19 protein-coding genes are annotated in these 21,773 nt (G+C 44.6%); all 19 read right to left on the bottom strand.

Going from position 1 to position 21,773, the window contains the following annotated elements; all coding sequences use genetic code 11:
* Window positions 1–46: 46 nt before the first annotated feature.
* The 19 genes from ACFPYJ_RS15725 to ACFPYJ_RS15635 all read right to left on the bottom strand — a co-directional run bounded on the left by ACFPYJ_RS15725 (window position 47) and on the right by ACFPYJ_RS15635 (window position 21,748).
* A complete protein-coding gene (locus ACFPYJ_RS15725) occupies window positions 47–1,051 on the bottom strand; it encodes a Gfo/Idh/MocA family protein (RefSeq protein WP_379189109.1) in 1,005 nt (334 codons plus the stop codon).
* A 295-nt stretch (window positions 1,052–1,346) separates the two neighbouring features.
* On the bottom strand, window positions 1,347–2,618 hold the full coding sequence (locus ACFPYJ_RS15720) for a DegT/DnrJ/EryC1/StrS family aminotransferase (protein ID WP_379189108.1): 1,272 nt from the start codon (window positions 2,616–2,618) through the stop codon (window positions 1,347–1,349).
* Window positions 2,619–2,760: 142 nt separating this feature from the next.
* On the bottom strand, window positions 2,761–3,525 hold the full coding sequence (locus ACFPYJ_RS15715) for an amidohydrolase family protein (RefSeq protein WP_379189107.1): 765 nt from the start codon (window positions 3,523–3,525) through the stop codon (window positions 2,761–2,763).
* A complete protein-coding gene (locus ACFPYJ_RS15710; protein ID WP_379189106.1) occupies window positions 3,522–4,538 on the bottom strand; it encodes a transglutaminase-like domain-containing protein in 1,017 nt (338 codons plus the stop codon). The genes ACFPYJ_RS15715 and ACFPYJ_RS15710 overlap by 4 nt, the downstream gene beginning before the upstream one ends.
* Before the next feature lie 280 nt (window positions 4,539–4,818).
* Window positions 4,819–5,835, bottom strand: a complete 1,017-nt coding sequence (locus ACFPYJ_RS15705; RefSeq protein WP_379189105.1) for a Gfo/Idh/MocA family protein — start codon at window positions 5,833–5,835, stop codon at window positions 4,819–4,821.
* Window positions 5,836–5,853: 18 nt separating this feature from the next.
* A complete protein-coding gene (locus ACFPYJ_RS15700; protein WP_379189104.1) occupies window positions 5,854–6,579 on the bottom strand; it encodes an amidohydrolase family protein in 726 nt (241 codons plus the stop codon).
* A gap of 74 nt (window positions 6,580–6,653) precedes the next feature.
* Window positions 6,654–7,751 carry a mandelate racemase/muconate lactonizing enzyme family protein gene (locus ACFPYJ_RS15695; protein WP_379189102.1) on the bottom strand — a complete coding sequence of 366 codons (1,098 nt, stop codon included), beginning with the start codon at window positions 7,749–7,751 and terminating at the stop codon, window positions 6,654–6,656.
* Window positions 7,748–9,439 carry a polysaccharide deacetylase family protein gene (locus tag ACFPYJ_RS15690; RefSeq protein WP_379189101.1) on the bottom strand — a complete coding sequence of 564 codons (1,692 nt, stop codon included), beginning with the start codon at window positions 9,437–9,439 and terminating at the stop codon, window positions 7,748–7,750. Before ACFPYJ_RS15690 ends, ACFPYJ_RS15695 begins: the two co-directional genes overlap by 4 nt.
* Window positions 9,436–10,677 carry a hypothetical protein gene (locus ACFPYJ_RS15685; protein ID WP_379189100.1) on the bottom strand — a complete coding sequence of 414 codons (1,242 nt, stop codon included), beginning with the start codon at window positions 10,675–10,677 and terminating at the stop codon, window positions 9,436–9,438. The genes ACFPYJ_RS15690 and ACFPYJ_RS15685 overlap by 4 nt, the downstream gene beginning before the upstream one ends.
* A 17-nt stretch (window positions 10,678–10,694) precedes the next feature.
* Window positions 10,695–11,921, bottom strand: a complete 1,227-nt coding sequence (locus tag ACFPYJ_RS15680; protein ID WP_379189099.1) for a hypothetical protein — start codon at window positions 11,919–11,921, stop codon at window positions 10,695–10,697.
* Between the two features lie 17 nt (window positions 11,922–11,938).
* Window positions 11,939–13,165 carry a hypothetical protein gene (locus ACFPYJ_RS15675; RefSeq protein WP_379189098.1) on the bottom strand — a complete coding sequence of 409 codons (1,227 nt, stop codon included), beginning with the start codon at window positions 13,163–13,165 and terminating at the stop codon, window positions 11,939–11,941.
* Between the two features lie 19 nt (window positions 13,166–13,184).
* Window positions 13,185–14,003 carry a hypothetical protein gene (locus ACFPYJ_RS15670; RefSeq protein WP_379189097.1) on the bottom strand — a complete coding sequence of 273 codons (819 nt, stop codon included), beginning with the start codon at window positions 14,001–14,003 and terminating at the stop codon, window positions 13,185–13,187.
* Window positions 14,004–14,079: 76 nt separating this feature from the next.
* On the bottom strand, window positions 14,080–15,750 hold the full coding sequence (locus ACFPYJ_RS15665; protein WP_379189096.1) for an extracellular solute-binding protein: 1,671 nt from the start codon (window positions 15,748–15,750) through the stop codon (window positions 14,080–14,082).
* Between the two features lie 115 nt (window positions 15,751–15,865).
* A complete protein-coding gene (locus ACFPYJ_RS15660) occupies window positions 15,866–16,705 on the bottom strand; it encodes a carbohydrate ABC transporter permease (protein ID WP_379189095.1) in 840 nt (279 codons plus the stop codon).
* A gap of 79 nt (window positions 16,706–16,784) precedes the next feature.
* On the bottom strand, window positions 16,785–17,744 hold the full coding sequence (locus ACFPYJ_RS15655) for an ABC transporter permease (protein WP_379189094.1): 960 nt from the start codon (window positions 17,742–17,744) through the stop codon (window positions 16,785–16,787).
* 515 nt (window positions 17,745–18,259) lie between these two features.
* Window positions 18,260–19,159 (bottom strand): sugar phosphate isomerase/epimerase family protein, encoded by a 900-nt coding sequence (locus tag ACFPYJ_RS15650; protein WP_379189093.1) that lies wholly within the window; start codon window positions 19,157–19,159, stop codon window positions 18,260–18,262.
* Between the two features lie 96 nt (window positions 19,160–19,255).
* On the bottom strand, window positions 19,256–19,681 hold the full coding sequence (locus tag ACFPYJ_RS15645) for a lipocalin-like domain-containing protein (RefSeq protein WP_379189092.1): 426 nt from the start codon (window positions 19,679–19,681) through the stop codon (window positions 19,256–19,258).
* A 34-nt stretch (window positions 19,682–19,715) separates the two neighbouring features.
* Window positions 19,716–20,603, bottom strand: a complete 888-nt coding sequence (locus tag ACFPYJ_RS15640; protein ID WP_379189091.1) for a sugar phosphate isomerase/epimerase family protein — start codon at window positions 20,601–20,603, stop codon at window positions 19,716–19,718.
* Window positions 20,604–20,623: 20 nt separating this feature from the next.
* On the bottom strand, window positions 20,624–21,748 hold the full coding sequence (locus tag ACFPYJ_RS15635; RefSeq protein WP_379189090.1) for a Gfo/Idh/MocA family protein: 1,125 nt from the start codon (window positions 21,746–21,748) through the stop codon (window positions 20,624–20,626).
* Window positions 21,749–21,773: the final 25 nt, after the last annotated feature.

Raw genomic sequence — 21,773 nt, 5'->3', positions numbered from 1 at the left:
TAAGAAGCAGGCTGAATTCAGCCTGCTCTATTCATGAAAGATAAGATCATCCATTCTTGCTTTTCATTAACTTGTTGGCTGCGGCATCCATTCTGATAACCGTCGCGTTGCATTCATATATTTCTTGCGCCGACAACCTATACGGTTTGCCTTCAATCTGATTGATAAAGTCACCGGATAAATTGTTCGGCACCTTCAGCACGTCTAATCTCCTTGCCTTTTGCTGATGAGTAGATAAGGTGATGTAGGGACCTGGCTGACCCAATATATCCCCAGCCGATCTGATCTCCACTCTTCCTTTGCTTCCCGTAACAAAGATACGCCCGTCCCCCCAAGAATCGAAGGCATCCGGCATCAGCCAATCGGATTTCAGGGTAGCTGTAATTTGATCTTCGAGCAAAATATTCATTTGAGCGTTATCGTAGAAATCCGGAAATTCAAACGATGCGCTTTTGATCAAATGGCCTTGATAACTCACCATTTTTTTGCCGGTCAGCCATCCCAGCAAGTCCACGTCATGAATTAAGATATCAATGATCAGACCGCCATTGACCGAATTCTCAAAAAACCAATCCGGACGTCTCGTCCGGTTCATCTTGTGCGGTTTCAAGAAGGTGAAGTCCATCAGTTCACCCATTTCCCCGTCAGCGATCAATTGCTTCAAAGTATATAACGTCGGTTCGAAACGCTCGGTCAGCATCATTCCGACTTTGATTTTGCCCCGGTCGATCACTTGTTTCAACCGTTTCAAACCCGCTTCGTCGACCGCAATGGGCTTATCCGTCATGACATGGATCCCATGTTTCTCTCCCCATTCGATAAAATCGATCTTCTCGTCGTTTCGCGCAGCGTTGCCGATGATACCTACGCCTTGATCAAGCAAATCGTCTAAACGTTGGATGAGAGGAACTTTGTAATCTTGCGAATATTGCTTAGGCAAGAAATATTCGCTTTGGTCGTAAATGCCCACAAATTGATGGCCCAGCTCCAACATTTCATCGATAAACATTTTGATATGCACATGCTGACATCCGACTACCGCAAATTTCACGATACATTTCTCCTTTTTTTATCGTTTTTTAGCGCGATTTCTATTTGCATTTTTGTGAATTGCTCAGAATGATTTTTCCGGCAGAGGCGTTGGATTCCAATCACATCGGACCCGGGCGGAATAACCGGTCCCATGCCCGGCAATGAAAGCATATACGCGATGGCGAGTTCATTGAGCTCCATGCTCCATTCGGATGACAGCTTCGCCAACCGGTGCAATTTTTCCAACACCGCTCGTCACGTTATACAAGCTTCCTTAATCGTACAGGCGGTCTCCGGAGCGGGCCTTCGTGGGTTCATCCCCGACCACCCATGACCCCCTTATAGACTTTAATAATCCCCGCTATAATTTCTTCGACGTCTTGTTCCTTCAATACCGGGCTAACTGGCAAATAAACCGTTCTCGCAATCAGGTCGACCGCTCTGGGACACATGTCTTCTGTGTATTTCACAGGATGTTTAAACGGATAATCATACGGAAAATTGTTTTTATCAGCTGTTCTTTGATGAAACAGTTGGGGAACCATATAAATCGGTTTACCATTGTATAGGATATTGGTATTGATGTTCTCGGCATTAAGAGCGTTGGTGAACTGTTCCGCAATATCTTGGGTCGGTAAAATCATGCCGAGATTGGACCCAATGTCCCCCAACGGATCCGTCACCTTGCGAAACTGAAGGCCGGGCAATTCTGAAGAGAGCGCCTGACTTATTTTGTTATAGTGCCTTTTCATGCTGGAAAGGATTTCGTCTAATTTACCCCATTGCTTAAGAGCCACTGCACCGGTTATTTCGCTCATTCTGTAGTTTTGACCCACTATCGCATGATCCTCATCGGAGAAATGAATATTAAAGCGTTGTTTATCTCTAAACATCCCTTGATCGTGATAACGTACGGCCCGTTCGAAAATTTCGGCAGAGCGGGTGACAACCGCCCCTCCCTCGCCCGTCGTGATGATTTTATTCATTTGAAAGCTGTATACTCCAATATGTCCGATGGTTCCGGCGAACCGGCCGTTATTTTTAATTCCGCATGATTGCGCAACATCTTCGATTACGTAAATATTGTACTTTTCCGCGAATTTCATGATGCGCTGCATATCGCACGGGTTACCCAGAATAGGTACAGCTATAATGGCTTTTACCTCGTCATCCATGACCCGTTCCAAATCATCCGGATCCATGTTTAAAGAATCGTCGACATCGACAAATACGGGAACGGCATTGCTGCACACGACCGCACCGGCCGTTGCAATAAACGTATTCGCAGGAACAATAACTTTATCCCCGTAACCGATTCCGAGCGCCTTTAACGCAACAACCAATCCTGCCGTACACGATGAGACACCCAGCACATAGGGAATGCCTAAATCGTTGGACATCTGGTCCTCTAACGCTTTGACCATATAGTTTACTTCCGGACCGTAGTACCGAAACGGCGATTGAGATGTGATCACATGCGCCGCCGCTTGCGCCTCCTCATCCCCCATTACCACGGCACCTGGATAGTTCGGCGGCAAAGGTTTGCTTCGTGCGGGTTTTCCGCCATGGATAGCCAATTTCTCCATCTTTAGCCCTCCTCTAATGATTGTTGTGAAAAGAAATTAGCTCTTTGGAAGGTCCGTTCTGCTCCGTTGCTCCATCGGCAAACGACCGTCGCCTCTTTGGCCCATTCTCCGATTTCTTCCCGCGTCATTTCGTTCCATATTTTCATTTCGCTTGGTCGGCCATTTTTAGCAGGCGATATGCGTTTTTATACAACATGCCTTCTTTTGTACTTTCTTTTAGCGGCATTTTTAACACTTCATCCACCCGATAGCGGGGCATATAATTGTCTTTGCCGAACCCCGCATCGGTGCCGAATAAAAGACGGTCGGGTTCGACGGATGAAACGATTTTGGAGAAAATGGCCTGAGGAGCCGTACCGCATAAACAAACGGAAAGATTTTCATTTCGATTGACCGCAATCACTGCTTCCTGCCACATGTCAAACAGGCCGCCGTGTCCTAAAATCATCTTGCATTGGGGAAACCGGGATGCCAGAAATCCAATTTGTAGAGGCGCAGAATAGGGCGGAGTTCCGTCATGGAAAATGATAGGCACATCAAACTCGATCGCCAATTCACAAATCGGATCCATGATATTAAATTGCAGCGGGGAAAATCCCTGCAGCCAAGGATGAAATTTAATGCCCTTCATTCCAAGTTCACTTAAGGACCGGCGTGTCTCCTCCACAGCAAGTTGTCCTTGCCTGGGGTTCACGGAACAAAAAGGGATCAGACGGCTTGGGCATTCCGATGTCTGGTTATACAGAAGGTTATTCGACTCGACATAATTTTCCGTAAAGAAGCCGTCTATGGTAAAGATCACACCCGCGTCGATCCCACTATCATCCATCATCTTTAAAAATTGTGCGGTTGTCCATCTTTCAAACATATGACCGCCCGGCAAATGCATATGGAAATCAACGATCATCTCCGAACCTCTCCCGTCGGATCGAAATAAAATAATTCCAAATCGTCGCTAACATGGGGGAAATGTTTTCTCAGTTCCAAAGTGTCGTCATACCAAACCATATCCGGTTCATGGTAGGCCAACGCATCAATCGCGCCATGGTTGACCATCTGATGGTCAGGACGCGACAGGTAGTCCTGCATCCGATAGATGGCGAAGTGCCGGTAACCTCCCTTTTTAAAGTGATTTATTAACACATCCAACCCTAGCGGATTGGTCCCGAAGGAAGGTCCCTGATGCATGGTTAAGCGATCAATCGTCCCGTTTTTCCAACAACGATGAATCTCCCCTACATTCAAAGGCTGGCCACCGTCAAATACCTGAGTGTCAAAATCGGGATCAAACATCACCCACTTTCCTAAATCCCGGCAGTACACCTCGCTTACGAAATGTCCTTCCGGCCCCGTATCCGTATAAGAGGGAAGCGCGACTCCTCTCGCATACATTCCGCTGGCCCAACAAGCCTGCATCAATAAATTGGCAAAATGAACGCAAAATCCCCTGATGTCCGAAAAACCGTGCCCCCGGCCTTTTCGTTTCCAATCCAATATCGTGGGTAAGTGGAATGGGGGATAGATGAGTCCGCCGGTGTGCACCCATTGCTTGGCCGCCCAACTGCATAACCGCTGCGCCTTTTCAAAATCGGAATCTGTGCCCTTCGTTATTCCATCCAGATTTTCCATGACTTTGAAAACTTTCAAATCAGGATGGTCTAAACTTTGCAATGCCCAACGAACCGGTTCGTCGGACTGGATTTCATTGCTTTCCACAAACCAGCGGATAACGTATTCTCCTCTCAGAGAATAGTCATAACCCATCCGTTCGGAGGACCAGGTTGCCCCTTGATCGTAGCTCTTAAAGCTCGCGCCTGAAAAATTCCCGTTATCTATGCCCACAATCCAGTGGCTGTAGCTGTAGTTGGCGGATTGAACGATAACCTCGTTCTGACCGTTTATTGCGGTTCCTTCGGGCAAGGATAACGTTCTCCAACGAAAATGTCCCTGAAGGCTGGGATTGGGTGAAAGGTTATGCTTTTTCCCATTTACATAAAGGCTCAAGGGTTCTTCATTTCCTGTGTATTCATAAAGAAAAATGGACAGATGGCTTTTTTGCGGAGTTTTAATCTGTATGGTAAACTGCTTTTTAATCCACGCATTATAGGAAATTTCCTCATTGCGACTATCCAGCATGCGTCCTTGATCGTTAAATACTAACATCCCTGCTTCCATTCCCTATCACTCCCCCTAATAAGATTTATAAGTCAAATGAAACGATTTCTCCTGAAAGCAGCGAATTTTCCATCGCATGGGTAAGCCTGATGCTATAAATTCCTTCTTCTAATCCTGGAACTGGCGCTATATTGTCATCCAAACACCGAACAAAATAATCCAATTGTTTTTTAAAGCATATGGTATTCCAATCTTCTGTCATATGAACCACTTCTTCATTTTTTCCGTCTCGAAAAGTTAACGATTTATGAGCTCTGGACATATTGGCCACACCCTTTGCGCCCATGACCGTGATGCTGCCCGGGAAAAAATCCGGGAACAACCAAGCGCATTCTAACTGGGCGACATCTCCGTTCGACATCTCTACCAATGCGCTCGTATAATTCGTTTTAGGAAATTCCGCTTGCGATTTGCTTCCGATCGCCATCACCCTTCTAGGCGGCGATGAATCGGTAAACCAGCGCATCCAGTCGGCAATATGGGCCCCTTCATGAATCATGGGCGAGCCATGCGCCAAATGTGTTCCAATAATCCGATGATAATGCTCCGGATCTTCCAGGTTATAAACCTCATCAAATGAAGAAATTCGATAGACCAACGGCGAACCGAACCAGCCTTCTTTGATTCTTTGCTTCAGTTTCTCCATGAGCGGAGAGAAAATATTTTTGAAGCCCACCTGCAGTTTGCGACCCGACAAACGAATGGCCTCTTTAACTTGAATTGCTTCCTTCATATCAATGGCCATAGGCTTTTCGCAAAACACGTCTTTTCCCATCTGTAGAGCGTGTATCGATATTTTCGCTGATACATGAGGAGGTGTAAGCACGAACACGGCATCCACATCTCCGCGGGATAGGATCTCTTTGTAATCCGCACTCCATGTTGAAACGTTATTTTGCCTGGCGGTTTGTTCGGCCTTCACAGGATCAATATCGGATACGGCAATGACCTGAACACGGGGATTGTTGCTAAAACTAGGAAAATGACCTTTTTGGGCCACGTCGCCGCATCCTACAACGGCCAGTTTATACACTTTATCCATTGTTGCTTACCTCACTCATTAGGAAATCAGCCGTTCCAAGTTACCGTGAGCAATTAATTCCTTTTCCGAGTCGCTTATGTCTATGTCGTGAAACTTCGCGATTTCCATCTCCATAAAAGTAAGCGGTGAATCCGATGAAAACAATACCCGCTCAGCTCCAAAACGTTGGACTAGATTCTTTAAATAATCCGGTTGATTATAAGTTGTTTCGGCATACAAATTAAAAGCTTGGCTAAGAGCAGGAACGGCATCTATGGCAAAATCCGTCTTTCCCATACGGCCTAATATAAAGTTCACCTCGGGATATTGTCTGGCGATTTCGGCAACCTGAAGTGGCAGCGCATTGATGGAAGACCAAGTTTGTATATATACAACAGCAGAATATTGTTTTGCAATCTCCAGTACAGGTTGAACTATACTGTCAAATAGCGTAAATCCTTGTAAAAAGGGATGCAGCTTAATCCCTCTTAAACCTTGTTCCAAAGCTCGGATTAAGATCTCCAGACCAGATTTTCCATACCAAGGATTGATGGACGCATAACCGGTAAATCGTTCCGGAAAGGTTCTTACGAGATCCAGAATATAATGATGACCTTCTTCGTTCGCTACAGCCATACATCGATCTGGAGGACTGATAAAAGCTTTCGAAACCTTGTATAAATCCATTTGTCGCAATAATTCTACAGGCTCCAATTGGAAGTGTAGTCCGTTCCCGACCGTGATATGAGCATCAAATAATTCCATAATAAATACTCCTCTTTGATTTCAAATTAATCGATGCCATTGGCGAACTGAAGATCGATATTTTTTTGCAGTGTTTATACCTTATATTTGTTTATTTTATCCATATCCAAATGGATTCCGAGGCCCGGCTGATCAAACGGTCTGATTTTTCCGTCCTTGAATTCGAATTTTTCCATAATGATGTCATCCTGATGATAAAGATAGCCGCAAACATCGCTCGGTTCGCCCAATTGTGGAACGGATACCGCCAAATGAAGATTGGCCGCTGTGCCCACACCCAGCTCAGGCATACTTCCAATAAAACACGACCTTCTCGCCGCTTCTGCAATGTGAAAGATTTGCATCGCCCGATATAATCCTCCGCTTTCGCTGGTATACACATTCAAATAATCTGCACAATGGCGTACGGTATTAATTGCGTCATAGATCGACCAGACACTTTCATCGATCATAATGGGAACATCCACCCGTTCCCTTATATAAGCCGTTTCCTCGGTCATATCGTACGGCAGTGGCTGTTCTACGGAATGAATATGATAGGGCTCCATTTTTCGAATGGCTTGAATGGCTTCTTTAGAAGTTTTCCAACCCATATTGGCATCCACTCGAATAATGAAATCATCTCCGCATGCTTTCCGGATCCGCCCGATCGCCTCAATTTCCTTCTCTAGATGAATCCCAACCTTGACCTTCACCGCTTTAAATCCCTGATCTTTGTATTCCAAAGCCGTTTGCGCCATAACCTCCGGCTCGTCTATCGGAATGGAAACCGATAAGTTGACTTCGTCCCTTACTTTACCCCCCAGTAAATTGTACACCGGAGTGTTTAAAGCTTTGCCGACAATATCGTGTAAAGCCATGTCGAGAGCCGCAATGGCCGCGAAAATTTTGCGGGACCAGGGATATGCCTTCTCCAGAATTTGAATGCATCGGGTAAGATTGAACGGGTTCTCTCCAACCAACAATGGTTTAAAGATGGATTCTATTTCATGACACATCGAATGACCGTTGCCGCTCCAGATGAACGATATTTCGCCCACACCCTGGATACCTTCGTCCGTATCCACGATCACAATGCCGTATTGTGAATATTGGCTAACCCCGAAAGTAGTCCGGAAAGGTCTCTCTCGGGGAACCTTGATTGGAATTGCAGTTATATTCGCAATTCTCATAACACTTTTTTGACACACTTCACTCCAAATTTTTCTTCCCAACGTTCCGTTGAATCATTTGCTTGGTCGTCCGCAACGGGTACCCACACAACCAAAGAAGCGGCATCTCCCTTATTGTCGATAACGATTTGTCCGCCTGCGGTTACTTCTTTGATTGTGACTTTTCTTCGGGCCCGGACCCAATCATTAATCTGCTTTCCGGTCCAGAACGTAAATCCGTTCTCTTTTGCCTTGTTTACACAAGTGAAAAATGCGGCGCGCACTTCTTCCTTATAGTGCAAATGATATTGGTGAAACAGAAAATGGGCTACGCCCTGCACTCTTTTCACCTGGGTGAGAAAGGGGTCGATTACATCGCTGTCCGCCCACTTCCCCATATCCATATCCTGAGTAAGAAAACCGATTTCAAGCAAATCATAGATACGATTTTGTTGATTCCACCAGGCAATCGGAAAATAAGGCTGACAAGTGCCAAATATAAATCCAACATTTCCTTTTTTGCTCGGCCCTCTTGTTTGGTCGGACAGAACCCCGTGTGTTTCGCACCACTCGTAAAGTTCACCCCAACCTTCATAACGGGTAATATGATTTTTGTTCGAGCTCACTACCTCAATTCCTGTAGCATCATGAAACCATTGTTTTTGACGGAGGAATTCTTCTTCTCCCCACTGACCGTTGTCGTTGGACATGGCGTTATAATGAAAAGCAAGTTCATGCCCGTCCCGCTTCACCCGCTCATAAATATAGGGGCTGTATCCCGGCTCGATCATACACCAAGTAGTTTTAACCTGTGCTTGCTCCAATACGTCCAATGTGGTTTCTGCGTTCGTATCTTCATTCAAATCGCTGTCATGCGAAATCATCGCCACTTGGGAAATTCCTTCAGGCCAATATCCCAAGAAGGGCAAAGTCAATCCTCTCGCTACAGTTACCTTTAATAGATGGGAAATACAGACCTCCCGCCATAAATCAGCGTAGGGAGTCGAAAAATAAGGCGTTCCTTTATCCGTTGCCCCACGATCCCATTCCCAATCCATTTCGAACCCATCGTCCGCTTTTAATACATCGTCGATAATGTCCCCCGTGCCGTCAGGCGCGGATATGCCGTCTTTTAATACGGGCTGGGTCCCTTGCTGGAAACCCGCAATCGATTCGATAAGATGGACAGCAAACCGTTCGATCGAACCTTTGCCGATGGGGAAACTTAACTTAACCGGACCTAATACATTTCCGGTTGGTTGGTTATGATGCAGCGCTCCGGAAGCTTGAACGGATTTGCTTGTATCAACCTCACTGACCTTCCAAGGAGTCACTTTCAAATATCTTAATTTTTCACTAATTTTGCTCATATCGGATACATCCGCATAACCGGCTGCGGCAGTTTGTCTTAAAGTGCAGCCCAGCTTTTTGGCCATTCGGGACAATCCCCCATACGAAACGACCACTCCACCCGATTCGGCGAACTTCCAGATGGAGGATGCCGTTTGTTCATCGTCGGCTTCTAAAGCAACGATTAAGATATCCAGCGAACTTTCCTCTAACTGGTTTACATGATCGAGCGATTGAAAGGGAATGCCCGCATGAGCCAAAATTTCCTTATAATAATTTTCGAATACGTTTATCCCGTATTTCCAGCGATTATCGGCCGTTTTTTGATCCAGGAGGACCCCTAGTCGCGCCATTTTCATGTCGATTCTCTCCTTTTGTAATTGACTTTAAGTCTGATGAATTGCACCCTGGTATTTCCGAAAATGTCCGCAAAATCCCCGCATCTTTCGGTATAAGAGCCGATCATATACCCGTCTTTGGTAATTTCCCTGAATCCGCCGATGGCATAAATCGCACCGGTATCACTGACCATTTCCCGGCTGACGGCATAATCGTACCAACTTGTCCCATCATCATCGCTGGCCAGACATGCAATACGGCCGCCTTGTTTGGAGATATAGTATAACGTTGAATGACGATTCGAAGGATCCGAAACAAAAAAGCCGTCCATTCCTATGATTTGAATCTCGCTTCCCGAAAAATACGGCACGATTTCATGATCCTTTTTTCCGGTGGCGATATCATAGCGAATGTAATGCTGCCTGCCGTTATCAAAGTCGTCCTTGGTCGTCTTATAATCTTGATGGGCAATGGCACGGTACATGAAATGCAGCTTTCCGTTATGGGCTATAAAATTCGACAGCCAGGTATTGGCCCGGGACAATTCCTCATCCGTCGAAATTCTGTCGGTATTGCCATTCTCGTCGGAGAATACAGGAAGTTCAATCGGTGTGCCATCCATACGCTGCCATTTATAACCGCCATCCTTGGATACCATATAGTGGATGCTCCAATAATGGTAGGTATTGTATTTATTTGTTGTCCATGCCGCATGCAAATTGCGATTATGGTCTATGCTTAACTGAGGATATTCGACCTGGGCGGAATTGCCGGGGTTGGTGATTTGCGTAGAAAATTTCACTTGGCCATCACGATCTATAATATGTAAGGTGCCGATTTTAGAAAAATAATAGAGCTGTTTGCGATATTTATCATATTTCATGCATACCTTGCCGGCTGCACTGTTTGGGATTACCGTTTTGGTAGGATTCTTGTAATTTTGTTCCGCTTTGAAAATCATGAGATAGGAGTTCAAATCTACAAAATCCGGATAAACCAAATAAACATTGTTGTCCTCGTCCGTTTCCAAAGGAGCGGGGTTGGTGGCATCTACCGATTCATACAGCACTTCAAAGCTATTCCCGTTGTCTTTGCTCCAAAGCAATCTCCACTTTTGCTCGGTGTACAGTTCGTTTCTGGTCAGGAGATAGGTGAGAAAAATACCGTTTTCATTGCTGATCACCTTTTGGTTATGGCTCTGAAAGGTGGCAAAAGGTGTGGCGTTCTCATCGAAACATATAACGTCGATATTTTTCATCGTATCACCTCCATATGTCACTTGCCCGCTTTAATCTTAAAAAAATGCACCCTCGTTTTTCCATAGATATCTTTATAATCTCCGCATCTTTCCGTAAAGGTGCCGATGATGTATCCATCTTCGGTAATTTCCCTGCATCCGCCAATCGCATAAATCGAATAAGTGTCATTAACGAGTTCGTCGCTTACGGCATAATCGTACCAGTTTTTCCCGTGATCATCGCTGGCCAGACAAGCAATACGATTGCCGTCTTTGGAAACATAATAGATCGTTGAATGATGATTGGAAGAATCCGCCGCGAAAAAGCCGTCGGCGCTTACGATGTTAATTTCACTGCCGGCAAAATCCGGCAAAATTTCAACATCCTTTTTTCCAGTATGAGTATCATACCGGATGTAGTGCTGCTTTCCGTTAAAAAAGTCGTCTCTGGTTGTCTGTCTGTAATCCTCATGCGGACTCGCCCGATATAGGAAATGCAGTTTTCCGTTATGGGCCATAAAATTCGACAACCATGTATTGTATGTAGACAATTCCTCATCCGTCGAAATTCTGTCGCTATTCCCACTTTCATCGGAAAATACGGGAAGTTCTATCGGCGTACCATCTATACGCTGCCAGGTATAGCCGCCATCTTTGGATACTAAATGATGGATGCTCCAATAATGAAACGTTTTATACTTATCTGTCGTCCATGCCGAATGTATATTGCCGCTTTGGTCTACGTTCAACTGAGGGTATTCCACTTGCGCCGACTTCCCGGGCTTGGTGAACGGTGCAGAATATTTCACATCCCCGTTTCGGTCAATGATGTGAAACGTGTTATTGTTGGAAAAATAATAGAGAAGTTTGCGGTATTTATCATAGGACATGCAGAACTTGCCGCCGGCACTGCTTTTGATTACCGATTTGGCTGGATTTTTATAGTTATGTTCTGCTTTGAATATCAACAGATAAGAGTTTAAGTCGACAAAATCCGGATAAATCAAATAAATATTGTTGTCCTCGTCCGTTTCCAAAGGAGCTGGGTTAGTGGCATCTACCGATTCATAGAGCACTTCGAATCTGTTCCCGTTGTCTTTGCTCCAGAGCAATCTCCACTTTTGCTCGGTATAGGGTTCATTTCTGGTCACGAGATACGTGAGAAAAATGCCGTTTTTATTGCTGATCACTTTCTGGTTATGGCTTTGAAATGTAGCAAAGGGTGTCGCATCCTCATCGAAACACATGACATCAATCTTTTTCATCGCAATTCCCCCATATGTCATTTGCCCGTTTTCACTTTAAGAAAATGAACTCTGGTTTTTCCAAATATATCCCGAAAATCGCCGCATCTTTCCGTGAATGTGCCGATGATGTACCCGTCGCTCGTGATTTCCCTAAATCCGCCAATAGCATATATAGCGTGAGTATCACCGGCCATCTCCCGGCTGAAAGCATAATCGTACCAGCTTTCCCCATTGTCCTCGCTGGCCACACAAGCGAGACGGCCGCCCTGTTTGGAAACATAGTACAACGTAGAATGACCATTGGAAGGATCTGTGGCGAAAAAGCCGTCGCAGCTTGCAATGGTGAATTCATTTGCCCATATTTCATTATCTTTTTTGCCGGAATTCATGTCGTAGCGGATGTAATGCTGTTTTCCTTTCGCAAAATTCTCCAGGTGGAACATGTCCGTCTTATACTCTTGTTGCGGAACCGACCGGTAGATAAAATGCAGCTTTCCGTTATGGGCCATAAAATTCGACAGCCATGTATTGTATACTGACAATTCCTCATCCGTCGAAATTCTGTCTGTATTGCCGTTCTCGTCGGAAAATACGGGAAGCTCAATCGGAGTGCCATCCAACCGCTGCCAGGCATACCCGCCATCCTTGGATACCATATGGTGGATACTCCAGTAATGAAACGTATTATATTTATTCGTAGTCCATGCTGCGTGCAAATTGCCATCTTGGTCTATGCTTAGCTGAGGATATTCGACATGAGCGGAATTCCCGGTTTTCGTGATTTGTGTTGAATGCTTCAATTGTCCGTTCAGATCCATAATATGAAACGTATCGTTTTTAGAAAAATAATAGAGCTGTTTGCGATATTTATCATAGTTCATGCATACCTTGCCGGCTGAACTGTTCGGTATTACGGATTTGGCCGGATTCTTGTAGTTTTGTTCCGCTTTGAAGATCATGAGGTAGGAGTGGTTGTCGACAAAATCCGGATAAACTAGATAAAGATTGTTGTCCGCGTCCGTTTCTAGCGGAGCGGGGTTGGTGGCGTCTACCGATTCATACAGCACATCGAAGCTTTTACCGTTGTCTCTGCTCCAAAGCAATTTCCACTTTTGCGCTGTGTAAGGTTCATTTCTTGTCACGAGATAGGTGAGAAAAATACCGTTTGAATTTCGGATCACCTTTTGATTATGACTTTGAAAGGTAGCAAAAGGTGTTGCATTATCATCGAAGCAAATGACTTCAATATCTTTTGTTTTCATACGCATGTCCTCCAATTTGTCACGCTTTCACTTTTGGAGTGATGGCTGTTACAAAATCCTCCAAATCATAGATCAACCCAAAACCTACCGCAATCGTCCAGAGAGCCTGTTCCTTGCCCAGTTCGTTCCGGGCGGTTTCCTTGTTTTCTACCGCCGTTACCGCTTGACGTATGGTAGAACAAAGGATCCCCCTCTTGCTGATATGCATTATGCCTCCCGGAGAAAATTGCATGCACCAGTTCACATTAAATCCCACATAAATCAAATGATTGATCTCATATTTCTTGCATACTTCAAATAATTGATCCTCATTCTCGAAAATCTCTTCATCATCTTCGGGCACTGCCTCGGCCGGAAATTTGCCAATTTTTTCATAAACATCATACGAAGGCAAATTATGCTTTCCCGGAAAACCATAATCCCTTTTGAATTCCTTTAAACGGGTGTAAACGGGATCCGGCGCAATTTGCTCCAGTTTTTTATCGTTCGGAACCACTTCAAGCATTTTTTTGTAGCCCGGTAGATCTTGATAATAGGAACCGCCGGATACAACATGGAAAAGCTTGAGATCCGAATTTCTTATCGCGCCCAGCAATCCGGGAAAAATATCCTGTCCCACTCGATAAGCATTGGGAATATATTGACAAGCATTGAACAGACCGGGAACCTGTTCCTTGGTACCGTAATCCATTGCGTGCATCACCACAACCGCGGTATGATCTAGATCCAACTCCAGTCTGGCTTTTTTCCACCCTCCATACCCTTCTCCCGGCACATCTAGAGAATAATCGGCATCAAACTGTTGGTAATAATTCGTCGGTATGTTAATGATCCTCATATTTTCCCCGTCTCCCCTTTCATAATTCCATATCAGAGGCGGCATGCTTGAATGACGCCTCTGATTATTGCTTCAACTAAGTTAAGGATTTATATCTGTCGCTTCGTTTTTGCATGACTGCAGTTGCTTTATCAAGTCCTAATTCTTTGGTTTTCGCCACAAACGCATCCCAATTATCCAGCGGTTCCTTGCCCGTCACAAATTTCTGGGCCATTTCATTCATATAAATCCACAGATCTTTCGGTACGGAATCAAACTCTTTTACTTCCTCGGGAGTAGGAGGCGAAAGTCTGAGAGGGTCGTATTTATATTGCTGCACATCCTCCCATAATTTCTTTGTATAATCAAAATCCCATCCATAAGGTGTAAGATAAGAAAATAATCTATTGTACCCGTCGTAATCATTGATTTCAAGCTTCAGAAGACTCGAGTGGCCTACACCTGTTTTGGTTTTATATAACGGATCACTCTTGCTCTTTTCCAAAAACATCGAATTATCGATCGTTCCGTCAGTTTTTCTGACCCAATCCGTTCCTTCTACGCCGTTATTCAAGATCAATTGGCCTTCATCCGAAAAAATGAAATCGATATACTTGACAACAGCTTCGGGAGCTTTGCAGGTGCTGGTAATTGCATAGTAGCCATAAAGCGCGATCGGATTCAATAAGATGGAGCGTTTCCCGTCCGGTCCTGCCAGCGGCATGATACCCTTATAGTTCGCTCCCTTTATCCCTGCGTCCGACATTCCCTGGACCAGATAATTTCCGTAGTAAGGGGCATGCTGCATGGCGGACATCGTATTGGAATTGACTTTGGCCACAAAATCCTCGGGCTGCAGGTTGAAGATTTGCGGATCAATCAGCCCTTCTTTATACATTTGCGATACCCATGCCAACCATTGTTTAGTTCCATCCGTTACCCATGCGTTCACGACCTTTCCATCTTCGCCCAAACTGAATGAACCTTCTGCTTGGCTCGTTAAACCCTTGACTCCGAAAGATTCGGACAATCTCAACAATCCGTCCTGGTAATCGATAAACACTTCATCTTTTTTGCCGTTTCCGTTCGCATCGATCTCCTGAAACTTTTTCAGCATATTGTGGAAATCATCGGTTGTGTCAACTTTTGTAATTCCAGCCTTTTCCATCCAATCCGTACGCACGACAGGCGTCAAGAAGCTCATCGGGCCACCCGCAACCGACCTCATCCAATACAATTTTCCGTCCGGCGCAATCATCGTCTTGTATAAATCGGGATAGCCTTCGATCAAATTTTTCTTGATATTAGGACCGTACTTTTCAATCAAATCGTCCCACGGGATGATCGTACCTTGATCTACGAGGTTGAGTAGCTCAGATTCCGTGAACGACTGCAAGTTCACCAGGCATGGCAGATCAATGTTCGAGGCCATTCTCGTTTTCTGAAGGGTTGTGTATTGTTCGCCTGGAGCGGCTGTGACCCATTCAATATCGACATTGGTCCGTTTTTCAAATTCTTCCAACACCGGTAATCCATTAGAAATTGGGAAGTTAAGATCCCAGCTGTCTTGTGTCATAAACGAAAATTTAACTGGTGCGCCTTGTGATTGATCCGGAGTTGTTTCTGAATTTGTTGCCTCCGAATTAGTTGCCGGTGTATTCGTTTCCCCCGCTTGATTGCCGTCCTGACTGCTTTTCGAACAAGCTGCCAGCAATAACACGGAGATAATCAATAATGATGCCAGAATTGCCGTCATTTTTTTGTTCATTTCTGATTCCGCCTTTTCTCTCAGAGTTAAAGGATATGTAGAATTTATGATGCGTGATGCATCAGTTATGAGATCATAAACATATTTAACATACAACGAGGAGTCAAAATGCCGGTTATTCTTTTAAAGAGCCTATCAATGCCCCTTTAATAAAGTATTTTTGCAAGAAAGGGAAGATCATCATGATGGGCACTGTGCTGATCACGATGACGGCGTATTTCAACTGGACTTGCGTTGCCATATTTTTTTGGACATCTGCTAGGCTTAAACTACTGAACGTTTTAAAATCGCCTGAAGCAAAAATAAGAACCCGGGCAAGAAAAAGCTGCAAAGGATGGAGTTCTTTTGAAGGAAGAAAAATGAGCGCGTTAAACCAGCTGTTCCATATATCCACCGCACAATAAAGAACAATTACAGCCAGAATTGGCTTTGAAAGGGGCAGCATGATTTTAAACAGGATCGTCCGATCGCCTGCGCCGTCCATATAAGCCGATTCTTGCAAGGAATAAGGCAAGGTCATAAAATAAGTCCGGACCAGAATAATGTTCCATATGGTGACGATTCCGGGAATGATAACCGCCCATACGGTATCGTACATCCCCAATTTATTGACCACAAGGAAGGTGGGCACCAATCCGCCACTGAAAAACATTGGAATAATTAAATAGATGACGAAATATTTTCGCGCCACGAGCTGTTTTTTTGCCAACGGATAAGCCGCGAGTACAGACATTATAAGATTGAGCGCCGTGCCTGCCGCCACATAAAAAACAGAATTTCCGAAAGAACGCCATAAGTACGAATTGTGCAAAACTCTTACATAAGCGTCATCGCTAAATCCCTTCGGCAGAAACCAAATGGTATGTTTCAGAGTTTCGCTTGGGTCGCTTATCGACATGCTGATCACGTAAATAAAAGGATATATTGTCGTAAAAGCGGCAACTCCAACAATCAAATAAATGATAACATCCGTAGTTTTCGAGCCTCTTGATATTCCGCGTTTTCCGGTCAGACGAGACAACAATCAGCACCTCCTACCATAATCCGTATTCTGTATATCTCCTGCTGATACTGTTTGCGAATATCAAAAGTATAAAATTGACAACTGCAGAAAAGAAACCGATCGCTGACGCATAGCTGAAACTTCCTTCTAGCAATCCTGTACGGTATGTATAAGTTCCAATGACATCTGCGGTTTCATAGATGGACGGGTTATACATCAACAGCACTTTATCAGTGTCCGTGCTCAGTATCCTCCCGACTGTGAAAAGAAGAAGAATCACGATGGTAGGCGTAATGCCAGGCAAAGTGATGTGAATCGCCTGCTTCCAACGGTTTGCACCGTCCATTCTTGCTGATTCATATTGACCGGGATCGATTCCCGCGATGGCTGCCAAATATAACAGCGAACCCCATCCGAACGTTTGCCATATGGTGGAGACTATGAAAATGACGCGGAAGTACTGGGGATTGTTCAGTAATTGTTCTCTGTTACCTCCAAATAATTGAATGATACTGTTTACAATTCCATCAATTGAAACAAAATTGACCACGATTCCCACAATCACCACGGTTGAAATGAAGTGCGGCATAAACGTCATGGTCTGAATGACTTTTTTGTATAACGAATGCCGTATTTCGTTTAGAAAGATCGAAAACACGATCGGAACCCAGAAACCAAAAATGAGGAATAACGCGCTTAAGAAAAAGGTGTTTCTCAGAATCCTGACAAAATACATGGAATTCACAAATTCAATAAAATGTTTCAAGCCGACCCATTTAGCGTCACTGCCCCAAGCCAGGAACGGATCTCCAATCCGGTAATCCCTAAACGCAACGGAAATCCCGAGAATAGGCAAATAAGAGAAGATGAACAGATGAACCACTACGGGAAGCAGAAAAAGGAGCAAATACTTATCCCTTGAGATAAGTTTCAAAACACTTTTTTTTTGAACTGTCTTTTTGCGGACTCCTTTCACGACTACATCCTCCATTTGCTCACCTACCTCTTTTTCTGATATATGATGTCTGATGTTTCAGATTTAATGATAATATAAAACACACCTATCATTATGTCAATATAGTTAACAAAAAAGATTCAAATTGGGTGAGGGTTGCAACTTAATGTCATATTTTATGCTTCATATTACACGTTTAACAGAAAAGACAACCTAATGATGATAGATTATCGAACACAAGACTGAGGATCCTGCGCTGCTTTCTGAACAATAGCAATCACAAGTTAATACCAGCTTTCATCATGAATTTTATTGGTATATGAACATCTTACAAAAACTGTTCACTACGATCTTTGGTTGATCTTAATCATTATTTGCATGATATTGACCAATGATTTGTTTATAAAAAAATCCCCTAGAATTTCATCAGATAAACCGGAGGTTTATTCCAATGTCCATTCTAAGGGGTGCACTTCATTAATAATTAATGTTTCCGTCTTTTCAAACACTTTAAAAGCCATTTGACTCGATTAATATGATGCCGCCTATGTTTAAGTCAGCATACGTTCAAATAATACTTTTGAACGGCGCATCACTTCGACCGGTCCGATTTTTTGATCCTCTTCATCCAGATGGTGAAAATGCGTGTCGATCGACATGACCGCTTGCGGGTCATATTGGGCAATTGCCTTCAGGAGCGGCTCATGATCGAAGTCATCCTGATCGGGAATGCCGAAGTTGCGGTACAAGCCGGATGGATTATCGGCGCTTTGCGAGCCATATACCCGGTAAGCCCCTTTCAAATGCGTGCCGCCCAGTAATCCTTTCAGATACTCATAAGACTCGAGCGTCGGATAGATGCCGGCGCGCCATTCGTTGACAATATCCCAATTGATTCGTATGTTCGGATGGTTCGTCAGCCTCATCAGCCATCCCAATTCCTCGGCTTTATTGGCCAGTGAAGGCGGCTCGTTCTCGATAAGGATGATTTTATCCCGGCTTTTGGCCAGCTCCCCCATCCCGAACATGACAGCCGCGTTATGCTTTTGCTGCTCCTCTTGTTCCTGCGCGGAAAGCAAGTGATAGTTGACCGGCCTGTACAAAGGATTGCCTCGAATATATTTGGCGTCTAACGCATCGGCTACATCGCACAAATTGTTGATCACATCCAATGTATGGGCAGGATGCTTGTCGTCGTATTTATCATATTTGTTCGGGCCGGTCATTGCGACCGGATTGACCATTCTTGACACGATCACGCACGTTTTCAAGCCGTAGTGATCAATCCGTATTTTCAGCTCGCGCGCTTTTTCTACGCTGATGGAATCCACGGTATCTCCGTCCAACTTATCCCGCACATCGATGTAATCAAACCCTAACTCCTTCGTCGTCCGGAGCGCTTCTTCAAAGGAATCGATAAATAACATATCCGTAATGGTACTAAGTATCATAGCTCTACCTCTCCCTTCATTTAGTCAATTGTGATCCATCATCCCTTTGTCTATGACGAGATTTAGGAGGCTTCTTCCGATAAATTCGGCACGTTATTAAACGCGTTTCCATGTGATTACTGAAGTTTGCATCACGCCATTAACTTCATAAGGGGGTGAAGATAAGATAAGTATATTTTCGTTAAACTCAGCTGTACGTTCCCTAGTGTTTCCTGCCAAGTTAGGAAAAAAAGAGATTTCAACATGATGAATAACAAGGTTATCCATCACTTCATATTTACCTGCATAGGAAAGATATGCTGCTGCTGCGGCCAATTCTTCGGGAGTGCCCTTTGCAGGATCGCCTGAAGCAAAGTTATGCCGGTTTGCCGCCATAATAGCCACACTCATAAAACCGTCAGCATTATACATGATGTAGCCTGTTGCATCCGGACCCGTTGGATAATATACTTTGCCATCGGCAGTTCTTTCTTCATATGAAATTAATCTCCAGGTTCCTATAAACGGGTTTTGAATAGTCATATAATCCTCCTCAATTTTTTTCGTTAACCTTATTCTAATAGAGCATACGTTCAAAAAATAGTTTTGAACGGCGCATCACTTCGACTGGTCCGATTTTCCGATCCTCTTCATCCAAATTATGAAAATGCGTATCGATCGTCATAACGGCTTGCGGGTCATATTGGGCAATTGCTTTCAGGACTGGCTTGTGATCAAAGTTGTCCTGGTCGGGAATGCCATAGTTTCGAAACAAGCCGTGCGGATTGTCAGCGCTTTGCGAGCCCGATACCCGATATGCCCCTTTCAAATGCGCCCCGCCCAACAATCCTTTCACATGCTGATAAGAATTCAATGTCGGATAAATACCGGCGCGCCATTCGTTCAAAATATCCCAATTAATTCGAACATTCGGATGATTTGTCAGCTTCGCCAGCCAACCCAATTCCTCTGCTTTATTCGCAATAGAAGGCGGCTCGTTCTCGATAAGGATGATTTTATCCCTGCTCTTGGCCATCTCTCCCATACCGAACATAACAGCCGCATTATGTTTTTGCTGCTCCTCTTGTTCTTGCCCGGAAAGCAAGTGGTAATCGGCCGGTCTGTACAAAGGGTTGCAGCGGATGTATTTGGCTCCGAGCGCATCGGCGAGATCACACAAATTGGCTATTAAGTCCAATGTGTGGGCATGATGCTTGTCGTCGTTTTTGTCGTATTTCAGATAGACCGGATTGATCATTCTGGAAACGAGAACACACGTTTTCAAACCGTATGCGTCGATCCGTTTTTTCAGCTCGCGCGCTTTTTCTACGCTGATGGAATCCACGGTATCTCCGTCCAACTTATCCCGCACATCGATGTAATCGAACCCTAATTCCTTCGTCGTCCGGAGCGCTTCTTCAAAGGAATCGATAAATAACATATCCGTTATGGTACTAAGTATCATAGCTCTACCTCTCCCTTCATTTAGTCGATTGTGATCCATTGATCGGAACGCTGCTTATAAGCATCGAAAATTTTCGTCAAGTGAACGGCGTCGGCCAGTGTCGATTTCTCGATTTTTTTACCTTCCATGACAGCGTTGGCGAATTGGGTAACGCTTTGCACCATGCCCTGCAAAAACAAGTTTTTATTATATAATTGGGCGAGTGAAAACTCTGGCTCCCAAATAACTGGGCCGTCCGCAGGATCGTCGCCGATATACGTTGCGCCGCTGTTGAAGGTCGTGCTGCTGCCTTTAGAGCCTTTGTAATAAATGAGCCTCATCCCGTTGTCTACGACGACATTTTGGAGGTTGCTTCCGATAAATTCGGCACGTTCAATAGGCGCAAGCGGCGATTGTGTAGCCGTCAAATGCAGCGAGCCGATGGCTCCCGATTTGAATTTAAAAATCGTCTGCACGTTACCGCTTGGCTGATGATCCGTAAACAGCATTTCCTTCACATCGCCCATGATCAAATGGATTGCCGACATCGGGTGGCAAATATCTAAAAACCATTTCAGCGCCGTATGCTCCATTTCTTGGCTTGAGAAAATCCTGGTCCCGATATCTTCGCGATAACGCGACAGGGTGAGAGGATATCGGAACGAAGAGGATACGGTTTCCCCGAACGCTTCGCTATCGGCGATCTGCTTGGCTTTTACGTACGTCGGGTAGAAATACCTCTTGTTGGCAACCTGCACAAATTGACCGGATTTAGCCTCAAGCTCCAGCAGCCTTTCTCCTTCTTCGGCCGTATAGGCGAGCGGCTTCTCGATCCAAACCGGAAGTCCCGCAGCAAGAATATCCGGTACAAATCTTGAATAAAGCGGGTGATCGTTTTTATCATAGTTCAGTACCATGAACACTGCGTCCAGTTTTTCATTCTTTAACATTTCCTTATAATCCGTGTAGGCTCTTTGGGCGCCAAACCGGGTCTTATACGCTTCAGCGCGTTCCAGCTGCAGATCGCATACCGCCACGAGATCGATCGGAGCGTAATCGAAAGTAGGGTATACATTCCGGTAAGCGTGCCCGCCGCAGCCGATAAAACCGACCTTTATTTTGTTCGTATATTCGAAATTAAACCAATAATCGTTCGCGTTTTTCATGTTTAACACCATCCTATCATTCAAT

Origin of the sequence: Paenibacillus solisilvae, from assembly GCF_042656405.1 — a bacterium.
GTDB classification, from domain to species: domain Bacteria; phylum Bacillota; class Bacilli; order Paenibacillales; family Paenibacillaceae; genus Paenibacillus_Z; species Paenibacillus_Z solisilvae.
The sequence above is the reverse complement of the archived record's forward strand: the minus strand, read 5'-3'. Positions and strand labels throughout refer to the sequence as shown.